Source organism: Azonexus sp., from assembly GCF_047638095.1.
In the GTDB taxonomy this organism is placed as follows: Bacteria; Pseudomonadota; Gammaproteobacteria; order Burkholderiales; family Rhodocyclaceae; genus Azonexus.
In genome coordinates, this window is sequence record NZ_JBLJBW010000031.1 from 1 (window position 1) to 13,607 (window position 13,607).

At 60.2% G+C, this 13,607-nt stretch carries 15 protein-coding genes; 7 read left to right on the plus strand and 8 right to left on the minus strand.

What is annotated here, in order from left to right:
• The 3 genes from ACM62Q_RS09085 to ACM62Q_RS09095 form a co-directional block, all read left to right on the plus strand.
• The coding region (locus ACM62Q_RS09085; RefSeq protein ID WP_415035766.1) for a TonB-dependent receptor plug domain-containing protein at positions 1–1,677 on the plus strand (1,677 nt) is incomplete at its 5' end.
• Between the two features lie 51 nt (positions 1,678–1,728).
• Positions 1,729–2,211 (plus strand): MotA/TolQ/ExbB proton channel family protein, encoded by a 483-nt coding sequence (locus tag ACM62Q_RS09090; RefSeq protein ID WP_415035768.1) that lies wholly within the window; start codon positions 1,729–1,731, stop codon positions 2,209–2,211.
• The gene (locus tag ACM62Q_RS09095) at positions 2,208–2,558 is read left to right on the plus strand and encodes a DUF2149 domain-containing protein (RefSeq protein ID WP_415035770.1); all 351 of its coding nucleotides are present in this window, start codon (positions 2,208–2,210) and stop codon (positions 2,556–2,558) included. Before ACM62Q_RS09090 ends, ACM62Q_RS09095 begins: the two co-directional genes overlap by 4 nt.
• Positions 2,559–2,650: 92 nt before the next feature.
• Here the strand turns inward: ACM62Q_RS09095 and ACM62Q_RS09100 are convergent, their stop codons facing one another.
• The 4 genes from ACM62Q_RS09100 to ACM62Q_RS09115 all read right to left on the minus strand — a co-directional run bounded on the left by ACM62Q_RS09100 (position 2,651) and on the right by ACM62Q_RS09115 (position 6,218).
• Entirely contained in the window at positions 2,651–3,619 is a 969-nt protein-coding gene (locus ACM62Q_RS09100) for a DUF808 domain-containing protein (protein ID WP_415035772.1), read from the minus strand.
• 61 nt (positions 3,620–3,680) lie between these two features.
• Positions 3,681–4,220 (minus strand): universal stress protein, encoded by a 540-nt coding sequence (locus tag ACM62Q_RS09105; RefSeq protein ID WP_415035774.1) that lies wholly within the window; start codon positions 4,218–4,220, stop codon positions 3,681–3,683.
• Entirely contained in the window at positions 4,210–5,199 is a 990-nt protein-coding gene (locus ACM62Q_RS09110; RefSeq protein WP_415035776.1) for a TerC family protein, read from the minus strand. The genes ACM62Q_RS09105 and ACM62Q_RS09110 overlap by 11 nt, the downstream gene beginning before the upstream one ends.
• Positions 5,200–5,213: 14 nt before the next feature.
• Positions 5,214–6,218: a TerB family tellurite resistance protein gene (locus ACM62Q_RS09115; RefSeq protein ID WP_415035778.1), complete on the minus strand. Its 1,005-nt coding sequence runs from the start codon at positions 6,216–6,218 to the stop codon at positions 5,214–5,216.
• Positions 6,219–6,433: 215 nt separating this feature from the next.
• On the opposite strand from ACM62Q_RS09115, the gene ACM62Q_RS09120 reads away from it, so the two are divergent.
• The 4 genes from ACM62Q_RS09120 (at position 6,434) to ACM62Q_RS09135 (ending at position 9,944) form a co-directional block, all read left to right on the plus strand.
• Positions 6,434–7,744 (plus strand): ATP-binding protein, encoded by a 1,311-nt coding sequence (locus tag ACM62Q_RS09120; protein WP_415035780.1) that lies wholly within the window; start codon positions 6,434–6,436, stop codon positions 7,742–7,744.
• Complete coding sequence (locus ACM62Q_RS09125) at positions 7,741–8,283, plus strand: response regulator transcription factor (protein WP_415035782.1); 543 nt, start codon at positions 7,741–7,743, stop codon at positions 8,281–8,283. The genes ACM62Q_RS09120 and ACM62Q_RS09125 overlap by 4 nt, the downstream gene beginning before the upstream one ends.
• A gap of 99 nt (positions 8,284–8,382) precedes the next feature.
• Positions 8,383–9,639 carry a putative Na+/H+ antiporter gene (locus ACM62Q_RS09130; protein WP_415035784.1) on the plus strand — a complete coding sequence of 419 codons (1,257 nt, stop codon included), beginning with the start codon at positions 8,383–8,385 and terminating at the stop codon, positions 9,637–9,639.
• Positions 9,640–9,740: 101 nt separating this feature from the next.
• On the plus strand, positions 9,741–9,944 hold the full coding sequence (locus tag ACM62Q_RS09135; RefSeq protein WP_415035786.1) for a (2Fe-2S)-binding protein: 204 nt from the start codon (positions 9,741–9,743) through the stop codon (positions 9,942–9,944).
• A gap of 126 nt (positions 9,945–10,070) precedes the next feature.
• Here the strand turns inward: ACM62Q_RS09135 and ACM62Q_RS09140 are convergent, their stop codons facing one another.
• The 4 genes from ACM62Q_RS09140 to ACM62Q_RS09155 form a co-directional block, all read right to left on the minus strand.
• Positions 10,071–10,334 (minus strand): hypothetical protein, encoded by a 264-nt coding sequence (locus ACM62Q_RS09140; RefSeq protein WP_415035788.1) that lies wholly within the window; start codon positions 10,332–10,334, stop codon positions 10,071–10,073.
• Positions 10,335–10,360: 26 nt separating this feature from the next.
• Entirely contained in the window at positions 10,361–10,567 is a 207-nt protein-coding gene (locus tag ACM62Q_RS09145) for a heavy-metal-associated domain-containing protein (protein ID WP_415035790.1), read from the minus strand.
• A 17-nt stretch (positions 10,568–10,584) separates the two neighbouring features.
• A complete protein-coding gene (locus ACM62Q_RS09150) occupies positions 10,585–12,786 on the minus strand; it encodes a heavy metal translocating P-type ATPase (RefSeq protein WP_415035792.1) in 2,202 nt (733 codons plus the stop codon).
• An 85-nt stretch (positions 12,787–12,871) separates the two neighbouring features.
• Positions 12,872–13,549: a sulfite exporter TauE/SafE family protein gene (locus ACM62Q_RS09155; RefSeq protein ID WP_415035794.1), complete on the minus strand. Its 678-nt coding sequence runs from the start codon at positions 13,547–13,549 to the stop codon at positions 12,872–12,874.
• Between the last annotated feature and the right edge of the window lie 58 nt (positions 13,550–13,607).

The following is a 13,607-nucleotide window of genomic DNA, read 5'->3' on the forward strand; positions in this document are numbered from 1 at the left end:
CCGAACGCCCCGTCCACCACCCTGCGCCTGGCCGCCGGCACGCGCGGCGACGAGGCCAACGGCCAGTTTTCGGCCAGTTTAGGCGGCGGCGACAAAGATTTTTCCTGGAGCCTGCCGCTCTCGATCAACCGCCACGGCCTGCCTACCGACAAAAAACTCGAGCGCCAGCACGCCAATGCCGGTGTGCGCGACCAGTGGCACAGCGAGCGCGAGCGCGGTGCCTACACGCTCAACGAATTCATCCTCGCCCCGCGCCTCACCTGGCGCGGCGCAACCGGCAGCTTCACCCTGTGGCCGAGCATTTACCACAACGCAGGCGAGCGCACGACGCGCGCCCGGCGTGCTGCCTACGCCAACCCGGCTGCCGGCACCGGCCTTGCCGCCGACGGCGGGCGGCGCGAAGACGAAGACAGCCGCATCACCCTGCTACGCCTGCGCGCCGAGGGCGAGAAAAAACTCGACAGCGGCAAGCTCTCGGGCCGTATCGCCGTGCTCGACGGCCAGCGCCACAGCGACACCGAGCGCCGCTGGCACAATGCCGCCGGTGCCACGAGCGCCGCCCACAACGAGCGCCTGCGCCGCGACGAGAACGAAGTGTCATCCGCCGTGCGCCTAGATCGCGGCCTTGGCTTGGGGCTACTCTCCCTCGGCCTGGAGCAAAGCTGGCTCCAGCGCGAAGAAACCCAGCGCATCAGCGGCAGCACCGCCTGGCGCGGCGACCACGAGGCCACATCGAAACAATGGACGGCCTGGCTGCAACATGAAGCGCCGGTCAGCGACACGCTGACCCTGACCGGAGGGCTGCGCTTTGAGCACATCGCACTCAAAGCCGACGGCCGCTCGCAGAACGCCAGCCAGCTTGCCCCCTCGCTCGCCGCCCGCTATGAACTGGCGTCCGATCTCATTTTGCGCTCCTCGATCGGGGCCGGTCTCAAAGCCCCCAAACTCGACGAGATTTCCGGTCTCACCGTGCTGGCCACCACGGCTGCAGTTGGCAATAGCCCGCTCGAACCCGACCGCGCCGGCAACGGCGGCTTGAAAGCCGAGCGCAATGTGAACTGGGAAGCCTCGCTGGAAAAACGCCTACCCAAGGAACTCGGCACCGTCGGCGCGAACGTCTATCTGCGCCGCACCCAGGATTTCATCGAACGGCGCACGCAACTCGAAGGCGCGCGCTGGGTCGAGCGCCCCTATAACGAAGGCAGCGCCCGCCACTGGGGGCTGGAGCTCGACGCCAAGCTGAAAACCGATGCGCTGGGCTGGAAAGGCGCGGCGCTACGCAGCCACCTGACCCTGCCGCGCGCCCGTGTGGACGACAAGCGCCTGAACCGCCAGCGCGACGCCCGCGAACTGCCGCGCTACCAATGGTCGCTGGGCCTCGATCAGGCGCTGCCCGCCTGGCAGATGAGCGCCGGTTTCCACCTCACCCTGCACGGGCGCAACCGCACCGACATTCCGGGCGAAACCGCCAGCAGACAAAAACGCCGGGAACTGCTCGACCTTTACCTCACCCGCCGCCTGACGCCGCAACTGAACCTGCGCCTGGACGCGCAAAACCTCTTACGCGCCGATACGCAACGTCTGGCGAATTTCTACGCCGGCAGCGAAGACTGGCGCTTGGCCAGCAACGAACGCGGCCAGCGCACCCTCCTGCTTTCGCTCGAAGGCAAGTGGTAAGCCATTTTTTCTTTACCGATTCACACCCTGACAACACACAACGGAGCTTTTATGTCGCACCTCGTCGAACTCACCATGTACCAGATCTCGCAGATCTTTCTCATGCCCACCCTGGCCTTGATCGCCGGACTTTTTCTCTACGCTTTCTGGGTCTTGGGCGAATTTCTCGTGCTCGCACTGCGCCGCAAAAGCGGCAAAGGCCGCCCCTTGCTTGCACATTTTCGCCAGCGGCCAACGCTTTCTGACGATGAGCTCGACGTTTTTGCGCACAAAGTGCTGGAAAACCCGCGCATCGCCAGCCGCGTCACCCCCATGCTCGGCCTCGTCGCCACCATGATCCCCATGGGACCGGCCCTGAAATCGCTCTCCGACGGTAATCTCGCAGAAGTTTCCAACAATCTGACCATTGCGTTCTCGGCCGTCATCCTGGCCCTGATTGCCGCCTCCATCACCTACTGGGTGGTCAACGTGCGCCGCCGCTGGCTGGCCGAAGAACTGCTGGAAATTCAATCCCTGCGCGGAGTCGCCGCATGAGCCTGAAACTTTTACACGAACCGGAAACCGAAGATCCCATCCTCTCGGTGGTCAATCTGATCGACATCTTTCTCGTCATCATCGCCGCCCTGCTCATCACCGTGGCGCAAAATCCGATGATCAACCCATTCAACAAACAAGACATCACCGTCATCACCGACCCCGGCAAACCGACCATGGAAGTGATGATCAAAAAGGGCGAAAAAATCGAGAAATACAAAGCCAGCGGCGAAGTCGGCAGCGGCGATGGCGAAAAAGCCGGTGTTGCCTACCGCATGAAAGACGGCTCCATGGTCTATGTGCCGGAAAGTGGGGAGGCCGGCGCAACGGCTGCGGCGCAAGACTGAGCCAAGGCAGGATAGAGTTTCCCCCGCTTTGAATTTGCCCTGCGCCCGTCAAAATAATTGGCGTGCTCAGGGCAAATAGCCTTTCTATTTGCTTACGCCGCAACAGGCCGCAATTTTGCAAATAGCTGCACCGCCCCCAACACCAAAACACCGGCAAAAATTCCAAGCACCCCGTTTAGACCATTGACCATCAGCGCCTGCCACAGCCCGGCCAAGTCACCTACCGCCACAGCCGCACCCGCGGCCTCGACGGCGTGATGCAAAAATGGCACGCCATGCACCAAAATGCCGCCGCCCACCAGGAACATGGCGGCCGTGCCGGCCACCGAGAGAAAGCGCATCAGCCACGGCGTGGCAACCAACAGCGCACGCCCCCAGACTTGCAGCAGGGCGCTTTTTTTCTGATTCAGCCACAGCCCCAGATCATCCAGTTTCACGATGCCGGCGACCAGGCCATACACCCCCACCGTCATCAACAGCGCAATCCCCACCAGCACGGCAACCTGTTGCAGTAACGGCGCGCTGGCAACCGTCCCCAAGGCAATGACGATGATTTCTGCAGAAAGAATGAAATCGGTACGCACCGCCCCCTTGATTTTTTCCTGCTCCAAGGCAACGGGATCTTGCGGTGCGCTTCCATTCTCGCTCACTTGTTCTGGGGCGTGCGCCTGAGGCAAAAATTTGTGGGCTAACTTTTCCACCCCCTCAAAACACAAAAATGCCCCCCCTACCATCAAAAGCGGCGTAATCAACCAGGGCAGAAAAAGGCTGATGGCCAGCGCAGCCGGCACCAGAATCACCTTGTTCATCAAGGAACCCTTGGCCACCGCCCACACCACCGGCAACTCACGCTCAGCGCGTACCCCGGTAACCTGTTGCGCGTTCAGCGCCAGATCGTCTCCCAGGACTCCTGCGGTTTTGCGCGTGGCGACCTTGGTCATGGCGCTCACATCATCGGCTACGGCAGCGCTTTTTTTCGCTGCCACCTTGGTCATCACCGCCACATCATCAAGCACGGCGGCAATATCGTCGAGCAGAGTCAACAAACTGGCTCCAGCCATCAAAAACACTCCAAAAAATCAGTAAAAATTCATCGCTGCGAACGCGGCTTGGGGCAAATTTTCACGGCACGACCAACACCGGCCGCTGCGCCTGTTGCAAAACTTTTTGCGTCACCGAACCCAGCAACAGGCTTTGTGCCGCGTTCAAGCCGCGCCGCCCGAGTACCACCCCCGCCACCGGCAAATCAGCCAGCGCGGCGAGAATGGCTTGCGCCGGCTCGCCCATACGCACATGCAAACACCAGGAGTAACCCGCCTGCGTAAACAAGGCACGCACTGCAGCGCTATCGTCCAGCGCCCGCTGCGCCAAAGTTTCTTCAGCCGCCTCGCGCGATAACCAGGGTTGTACATTGATCAACTGCGGCACCAGCTTGGCTTGCGTCGCTTGCGCCAGATGCAAAACGGCTTGCGCCGCACGCAAGGCATGGGCGGAACGATCGACAGCAAGCAACCAGCTCTCGGCCTGGGAAGTAGCGTCCTGCCTTGCCGCCAAAACCAGGGAAACCAGGCGCCCATCGGCATCACGCGCGCATTGCTGCACGCAAAAACCATCGACCCACGCTTTTTCTGCCGGCTGCCCTTTGACAAATTCAGTGTTCATGATTTTTCTCGCTTGGCGTAAGGGCCTGACGCGACAAGCGCAGACTGGCCACCACAGAAACCAGGATGATGCTGGCCACCACCGACAAGGACCACTGTACCGGCAAATGAAACCAAGGCATGGCGAGCATTTTTCCGCCGATGAAGATCAGCACCAGCGACAAGCCATATTTGAGCAGATGAAAACGCTCGGCCATGTCGGCCAGCAGGAAGTACAGGGCGCGCAGCCCCATGATGGCAAAAATATTCGAGGTAAAAACGATAAAAGGATCCGTCGTCACCGCAAAAATCGCCGGAATGCTATCCACTGCGAACACCACATCGCTGGCTTCGATCAGGAGCAAAACGAGAAACATCGGCGTCGCCCAAAGCAAACCCTCTTTACGCACAAAAAAGCGCTCGCCCTGAAATTGCGGCGTGATGCGTAGATGCCCGCGCAACCAGCGTAGCAGTGGGTTTTGTTCGAGATCCGGTTCGGCTTCGGCAAAAATCAGCATTTTCACCCCGGTCACCACGAGAAAAGCGCCGAACAGGTACAAAATCCAGGAAAACTGCTGCACCAGCCAGACCCCGGCCAGAATCATCCCGGCACGCATGACAATCGCCCCGAGCACGCCGTAAAGCAGCACACGCCGCTGCATTTCCGGCGGCACCGCGAAATAGCCAAAAATCATCACGAAAACGAACATGTTATCGACCGACAACGACTGCTCGATCAGATAACCCGCCAGAAACTCCAGACTCTTGGTGCGCGCAACCTCGGCTCCCTGGGTGTCGTTCAGATACCACCAGAGCAGCCCGGCAAAGGCCAGCGCCAGCGCCGCCCAAGTCAGCACCCAGGCCAGCGCCTCGCGCACCGGCACGCGATGCGCGCGCCGCCCGCCAAAAACGAATAAATCAAGCGCCAGCATGGCCAGCACAAAAACGATGAAACCGGCCCACATCGTGCCGGTGGCAAAGCTATCGAGCGTCGCTGTCATCGCACGCAATCCATTTAAGCGCGCAACAAAGCGGTGATCTGGCCCGCATCGAGCGTTGCAGCCTTTTGCTCGATCTGCGGTAAATACTGCGCCTGCAGCTGTTTCGCCGGACCGAGCAAACCCTGGAAACTGTCGCGCAATACCGCGCTGCTCATTACCCGCCCGCCGGCGTAATAACGCTGCGCCACTTGCCCCAAGGCGTAGGTCGTGGCAAAGGAAAATGCCATGCCCGTGGCGGTGCTGCCCAGCTTGCCGAAGGTTTTACCGGCTGCCTTGCCAAGCAAACCGCCCAAAAGTTTGCGCCCGAATTGTTCGAGATATTGCGAAGTCATCCCCACCCCGGCGGCGGCTATGAACTCCTTGATATGCCCCTGATCGAGCGCCACACCGTGCGCCTTGCCGATGTTATAGACAAGCTTGATCTGCAGCGGAATGATCGCCATCGAGGCCCAGGACTGCGGCAATAACTCCAGCGCGCCGCAAATCAGCGCCATATTGAGAATATTTTTATCCTGCTCTGCCGTGCTGACGGCAGAATTTTCCCCAGACGCCCCCCAGGCCGAACTCGCTTCGGCGGCAACCCCGACACCAGCCGCCGCCGCTGCGCCAGCTGTCGCAAGCGGCGAAACGCCATGGTCCAGTGCCGCCAGCGATGGCGTCGAATCTGCTTCGATACGCGCACTCGTTTCTCCCGAGAGCGCCAGCAAATCGCGTAACTGCGCCAGAAAAACGCGCTCAGACTCGACGAGACGGCCGTCGGCCTCGCAAACACCCAAGGCCACTTCGTAGGCAAATTGACGCGCTCCGATGTCCTCTAAAACGCCGGTTGCCGCAGCCAAAGAGGCGCGCTTGAGCAAAACATCCTGGTACAGCCGGGTGAGATCGGGCGCGCCCTCCTCGCCCGCCAGATTTTCCGCCACCCGCCGCAGCGCTTCGCGTTCACGCTCGTCCTTTTCTCCATCGGCAAACGCGGCGTGAATGGCGATCGCCAAAATGGCCTGAATTTGTTTGTCTTGCATAAAAACTCCCGCTGTCTCGTCAGTACGCTCAGAAAACCGGCATTATCCGCAGGCAACACTTCGGAACAAACAGAATACAACAGAGATTAATTCCGTTTTTTCAGAAAAAAACACCACCTATCGACACAGCGCAAGGCAAGCCCGCGACAATCTGTCGCAGCTCGCAAACATCCCCGGCAGCTGTTCTGGCGCGACAAATCACCGATAATCAGCGCATGTCTTTTGCCACGCTTCCTTCTCAGGAATTTGCCCCGCATCTCGCCCGCCTGCGCGCCGTGCGCGTGGTCACGCTCGCCCTGCTCGCCCTCTGCGTGATGATCGCCCCCGCCCTGCTGTCAATTACGCTACCGCAAACCTATCTTTTGAGCGTGCTTTTTCTCGCCGCCGGAGTGACGCTCCTGGCCCACTTACAGAGCAAAAAACCAGCCTCCGCCAGCACCTTAGAACATGCCAGCGCCAACGCATTGTGCAGCCAGATCTTGTTCGATCTTGCCACCTTGAGCGCCGTGATTTACTTAAGCGGCGGCGCAACCAACCCATTGATTTCATTACTCTTACCCCCCGTCGCCTTTGCTGCTTTGGCACTCCCCGGGCGACAGGTCATCGCCGTTACTGCCGCCGCCGTCAGCGCCTATTCCTTACTCATGTTGTTCTATCTTCCCCTGCCGATTGCCGATGTGGCGCGCGCCACCCAGCTGCATTTGATCGGCATGTGGCTGACCTTCGTCGTGTCGGCCGGCTTGATCGGCTGGATCGTGCTGCGCATGAGCCAGCGCATCCGGCTGCGCGACGCCGAACTTGCCGCCGCCCGCGAGCAGGCGCTGCGTGCGGAACGGGTCACCGCGATCGGCACCCTGGCCGCCGGTGCGGCACACGAATTGGGTACGCCGCTGGCCACCATGGCACTGCTCGTCGGCGAGTTCACCGAAGACACCCGCCTGCCCGCCGAAACACGCGAAGACGCCGTGCTGCTGCAACAACAAATCGCCCAATGTAAAAGCATCATCAGCACCCTATCGCGCCGCGCCGGTGCCGAGCGCCTGGAAAATATCGAACGCCTCGCGGCCGACCGCTGGCTCAATCAGCTGCGCCAGCACTGGCACAGTCTGCGCCCGCAAGCCAACAGCCAGCTCAACATCGCAAGCCTGGGTCCGGCCCCGCTGCTCGCCGCAGATCCACGCCTGGCGCAAGCGCTCTTGAATCTGCTCAACAACGCCGCCCGGGCCAGTGCGGAGAGCGACATCAACAGCATCGAAATTCGCCTGAGCTGGGACGCCGCGCACCTCATCATCGAAGTGCTCGACCGTGGCCCAGGTTTTCCGCCAGAGGTACTCGACCTGTGCGGCCGCCACGCCCTACCTGCCCACACCGAGGGCTGCGGCATCGGACTTTTGCTGACCTGTTCCGCCATCAACCAGCTGGGCGGCAGATTGCTGCTTCGCCAACGCGAAGGCGGTGGTGCAACAGCCCGCATCGAACTGCCACGTCTTGCCCACGCCCCGCTCCCGGCCTCTCCGCAACCATGACGATCCAGCCCAAACCGCCCATCCTGGTCATCGACGACGACCCCACCTTCAATGCCATTTTGGTGCGCACCTTGAAACGCCGGGGTTTCGATGCGCTGGGGGCCGACAGCATCGAGAGTGCCGAGCCGCTGATCGAAACGCTGCACCCGCAACAGGTCATTCTCGACTTGAATCTTGCGGGCAACTCCGGACTCAACCTCATCCCGCAACTGCTCGCCGCCAACGAAGAATGCCGCATCGTGATTCTCACTGGCTACGGCAGCATTGCCACCGCCGTCGAAGCAATCAAACGCGGGGCCACGCAATATTTCACCAAACCGATCGATCTGGAGGCCATTCTCACCGCCTTTGTCGACACACCACAGCCCGCCGACGCCCCGCCTCCCGACGCACCGTTTTCAGTGGAACGCCTCGAATGGGAACACATCCAGCGCGTCCTGAGCGAACACGAGGGCAATATCTCCGCCACCGCCCGCGCCCTCAAAATGCACCGCCGCACCCTGCAGCGCAAATTACTGAAGCATCCGGTGCGCCAGTAAAACGCGCCGCCTGACACTTTCTTCTAAGCACTTTCCACAACAGGAAGCACCAGACAAATCGCGTAAAATCGGGTTTTCACCGCAGCCCATGGCCTTCGCATGTCTCCCAACATCATTCAAATGGTTGGCGCGGCGCTTTTCGCCATTGCCATCATTCACACCTTTTCGACCAAATATTTCGAGCAACTCGCCCATCGTCGGCCGGCACATTCTGGACTGTGGCATTTGCTGGGCGAGGTAGAAGTGGTGTTCGGCATCTGGGCGACCATACTGGTGATTGCCATGATGCTGCTCGAAGGGCGCGATTTTGCAGTGGATTATCTGGACAGTCGCAACTACACCGAACCGCTTTTTGTTTTCGTCATCATGGTGATTGCCGCCAGCAAGCCGGTGCTGCGCGTCACCACAGCCTTGGTCGACATGATCGCCCGCTATGCTCCGCTACCGGGGGCGGTATCGACTTATTTCACCATTTTGGCGGTGGTGCCGCTTTTGGGTTCCCTAATCACCGAACCGGCCGCCATGACGCTGGCGGCGCTTTTGCTGCGCGACCGTTTCTACCAGCACAATGTCTCACGCAAATTGATGTACGGCACGCTCGGCACCCTGTTCGTCAATATCTCGATCGGCGGCACGCTGACGAGTTTTGCCGCGCCGCCCGTGCTCATGGTGGCCCATACCTGGCAATGGGACAGCTGGTTCATGCTCAGCCATTTTGGTTGGAAAGCGGCCACCGCCACCGTCATCAACGCCACCATCGTCACCCTGCTCTTTCAAAACGAGCTGCGCAAACTGCCCGATGGCGAGACAGAAAGCATTGAAAAAATCCCCACTTTCGTCACCTTTCTGCATCTCTTGCTCTTGTTGATCGTGGTGGTTTTTGCCCATCATCCGCCGATTTTTGTCGGCATCTTTCTATTCTTCATGGGGATTGCCTCGGCCTACCCAAATTTTCAGGAACGCCTGATTCTGCGCGAAGGTTTGCTGGTCGCTTTCTTCCTCGCCGGCCTGGTGGTGCTGGGCGGACAACAGGCCTGGTGGCTGCAGCCGCTCCTGGAAAACATGGATGCAACGACGGTGTATTTCGGGGCCACTGCACTTACGGCGATTACCGATAACGCCGCCCTGACCTATCTCGGCTCCTTGGTATCCGGTCTCTCGGCCGACTTCAAATATGCACTGGTCGCTGGCGCAGTGACGGGCGGCGGCCTTACCGTCATCGCCAACGCGCCCAACCCGGCAGGTTTTTCCATCCTGCGCCGCCATTTCAACGACGGCGCAGTGAATCCGCTCGGCCTTTTCGTCTCAGCCTTGCCGCCCACCCTGGTGGCGATTTTTGCCTTCCAGCTTCTCTAATTGACAGGCCCGCAGAAAATATTGCATAAACGCTATTGACACCGATTCTCATTTGGATGAATAATACGAACCGTTCGCATTAACATCAAATGAGGTTGGCCATGTACATCTGCGTCTGCCATGCCGTAACGGATCGGCAAATTCGGGAAGCGGCCCAGAGCGGCGCGCGCAACCTGAAAGACCTGCGCCGCGACCTCGGCGTCACCCGCGACTGCGGCCGCTGCGCCTCTTGCGCCCACGACTGTTTGAAAGAAGCACACGGCACCTCGGCCAAACCGGGTAACGCCGTTCGCCGCGCGGCCTGATCTACACTGCGCCAACCAGGCGCTGCTTCAACCGCTTAAAGTTTCCAATTGCGCCTGGGTGTGCGTTTAAACGTGTGTTTAGACGTGCGCTCAGGCGTGCATTTGAGCGGCTCCGCGCCAAGCGCTTCAATCCAGATTATGGCGCGCATCACATCTGCGGACATCGACACAACCTGCCTGCAGCAAAACAGCGAGAATTTCGATCCAGCCCTGCGCACGGCAGCAAAGGATCAATGTACCGGGATTGGTTTCGCTGGCCTGCCGCTCCTGCACGCTGACCAGCATAGAAAAACAGCGCAACACCTTCATGAAGCGCGCAAATTCTTCGGCTGTGCCCGGTAAACGGGCTTCGAGCCAATAGACGTCCGAGGGTTTAGCAGACTCGCGCATCAGTAGCAAAGAGCAAGTCGTTCAACTCAAGCCGCGTCAAACCCGGCATCTTCGATTGCCGCACAAAGCGCTGCCCGATCGACTTTCGCCGCATCAAAACCCACTTTTGCGCACGCCCCCGCCAAAGAAACTTCAGCGCTACAGACGCCAGGCAAGGCTTCCAGCACGCCACGGATATTGTTGACGCAACCCTGGCAGCTCATGCCGTCGATCTTGATTTCCGTCGTTTCCATACGCCACCCTCAAAAATTTATTTTCCCGGCCGCCAGCGGCGCAACAACAGCGAACTCGTCACCACCGACACCGAACTCATGGCCATGGCGGCCCCGGCAAATACAGGATTGAGCAAACCGGACGCCGCCAGCGGAATACCGATCACATTGTAGATGAAGGCAAAGAAGAGATTCTGGCGAATTTTGCCCAGCGTGGCGGCGGACAAAGAAATCGCATCCGCTACGCCCATCAAATCATTGCGGATCAAGGTCAAGTCAGCCGCCTCGATCGCCGCATCGGAGCCCGCGCCAATGGCAAAACTGACATCCGCTGCCGCCAGCGCCGGGGCATCGTTAATCCCGTCGCCGACCATGGCCACCACCTCACCGCCGGCCTTCAAGGCAGCGATGGCCGCCGCCTTGTCGCCGGGAAGAATGTTGGCGCGATAGTCATCGATACCCGCTTCCTGGGCAATGACCGCCGCCGTTGCCGCATTGTCGCCAGTCAGCATGACGACCCTGATACCGCGCTGATGCAAACGCTGCACAGCCGCCCTGGAGCTTGCGCGCAAGGTATCGGCAATCGCCAGGTAAGCGCGGGGCAAAAACACGCCCGCCGCATCGCTTTGTGCCAGTACGACGACGGTTTTGCCCTGTTTTTGCAAATCGAGAATCGCCGTTTCGTCAACCAAATTCAGCCAGACCGGCGAACCCAGACGAAAATCCCGTCCATCGATTTGGCCGCTGATGCCTTGCCCGGTGAGCGCTGCAAATTGCGCAACCGGGGGTAATTCGCCGCCCGTCTGGGTGCGCCAGGCAGCGACTACGGCGCGCGCCAAAGGATGTTCGGAGTGTTGCTCGAGCGCTGCCGCCAAGCGCAGCGACTCGTCCACCGTACACCCCGTTCCCGCCACCGGCACGATATCGACCAGACGCGGCGCGCCCTCGGTCAGCGTGCCGGTTTTATCGAGCGCCAGAACTCTGATTTTTTCGGCCCGTTCGAGGGCTTGTGCATTACGCACCAGAATCCCGGCGCGCGCGCCCTGCCCGGTGCCCACCATGATCGCCGTCGGCGTCGCCAGCCCCAAGGCGCAAGGGCAGGCGATCACCAGCACCGCCACCGCATTGATCAAGGCCGTGGCAAAGTTGCCACCCCACCACCACCAGCCGAGCAAGGTGGCCAAGGCAATCAGGCAAACCACTGGCACGAATATGCCGGAAATTTTATCGGCCAGACGCTGCACCGGCGCTTTCGAACCTTGCGCTTCGCCCACCATGCGGATAATGCCGGCGAGCAAGGTATCTTCGCCCACACCGGTAGCACGGCAGCGCAGGCTGCCATTGCCATTGGCGGTTGCCGCAAAAATCTTGTCGCCGGCTCGCTTGCCAACCGGCATGCTCTCCCCGGTCAGCATGGCTTCGTCAACGCTGGAATCACCTTCCACCACCTCGCCATCGACCGGCACGCTTTCACCCGGGCGCACCAAAAATATGTCGCCAGGCATCAGGCTTTCTACCGGCACATCCGTCCAGGTGCCGTCTCGCTCAATGCGCGCTGTTTTCGGGCGCAGACGAATCAGCGATTCAATCGCCGCCGAAGTGCGCGCCTTGGCGCGGGCTTCCAGTAATTTTCCGAGCAAAACGAGGGTAATGACCGCCGCTGCGCCCTCGAAATAAACATGCTGCTCCAGAGCAAAGAAGGTCACTACCGTAGAAAAAATCCAGGCCATACTGGTGCCCAACACCACCAGCACATCCATGTTGGCCCCGCCGCCGCGTAAAGACTTCCAGGCACCGTCGTAAAAACGTGCGCCGATCCAGAATTGCACCGGCGTCGCCAGCACAAACTGCAACCAGCGCGGCAATTCGGCGCTATGGCCTGCCTCGCCGAACATGAAGGCCATTTGCCCCACCAAGGGCAGGGTCAGCGCCACAGCAATCCAGAAATGGCGCAATTCACGCTGATAAACTCGCGCTTTTTCTTCCTTTTCCCGCTCACGCGTGTCGGCATCGACGATGCTGGCACTAAAACCCGCCTTGGCAACCGCTGCAATCACCGCCTCCGCCGTCACACCTTGCAAACGCACGCGCGCCCGCTCGGCCGCCAAATTGACGTTCGCCTGCATCCCCGGTTGCCGATTCAAAACCTTTTCCAGGCGTGTCGAACAGGCGGCACAGGTCATGCCGCCAATAGCAAATTCGATGACGCTTTCCGCGCTGTCGCTCGTGTTTTCCTTCATTGGAGAGCCTCTTGATAACACCTTGGGGCAGATTTCCGGTGCCCAGACGCAAAATAAGTAATTTCTTATTTTACCCGGTACGCGCTCAACTTGCGCCAACAGACAGCAAATAGCGTACGCCGTAGAGGCCGTAGACACCAAAACCTAGCACCGCTATCCCGGAAACACGGCGCACCCAGGCTTTTTTGACGAATTGATTGAAGCGAGCCAGCACAATTCCGGCCAACAACAGATTCGGCAAGGTCCCCAAGCCGAAAGCCAACATCAGGCCTGCCCCGCGCCACGCCGAACCTGCCGACAAAGCATTCGCCAGTGCGCTATAGACCAGACCGCAGGGCAGCCAGCCCCACAACAAGCCCAGCGGAAAAGCCTGCACCACAGTGCGCGCCGGCAGAAAGCGGCGACTAAGGGGCTGGATGCGTTGCCACAACTTCTGCCCTGCTTTTTCGGTCAGCGCCAGCACGCCGCTGGCCCCCAACAGATACAAACCCAAAGCAATCAGCATCAGATTGGCAAAAACATAAAGCACCACGCGTGCCGTGGTCTGCCCGGCCAAACCCAAGCTTGCCGCCCCCAGTGCGCCCGCCAGCGCACCGGCCAGGGCATAAGAAAGAATGCGCCCGCTGTTGTAGGCCAGATGCAAGCGCCAGCGACCACCGCCGCCCATCGACAAGGCACCGACAATACCGCCACACATGCCAACACAGTGCGTGCCACCAAGCAAACCGACGAGGAAGAGCGCAAGAAAACTGGTGCTGGACATGGCGCTATTCAGGGCTTCGGCAAAGATTCAAAAAAAACGCCCCCGCGCTACCGGCCGA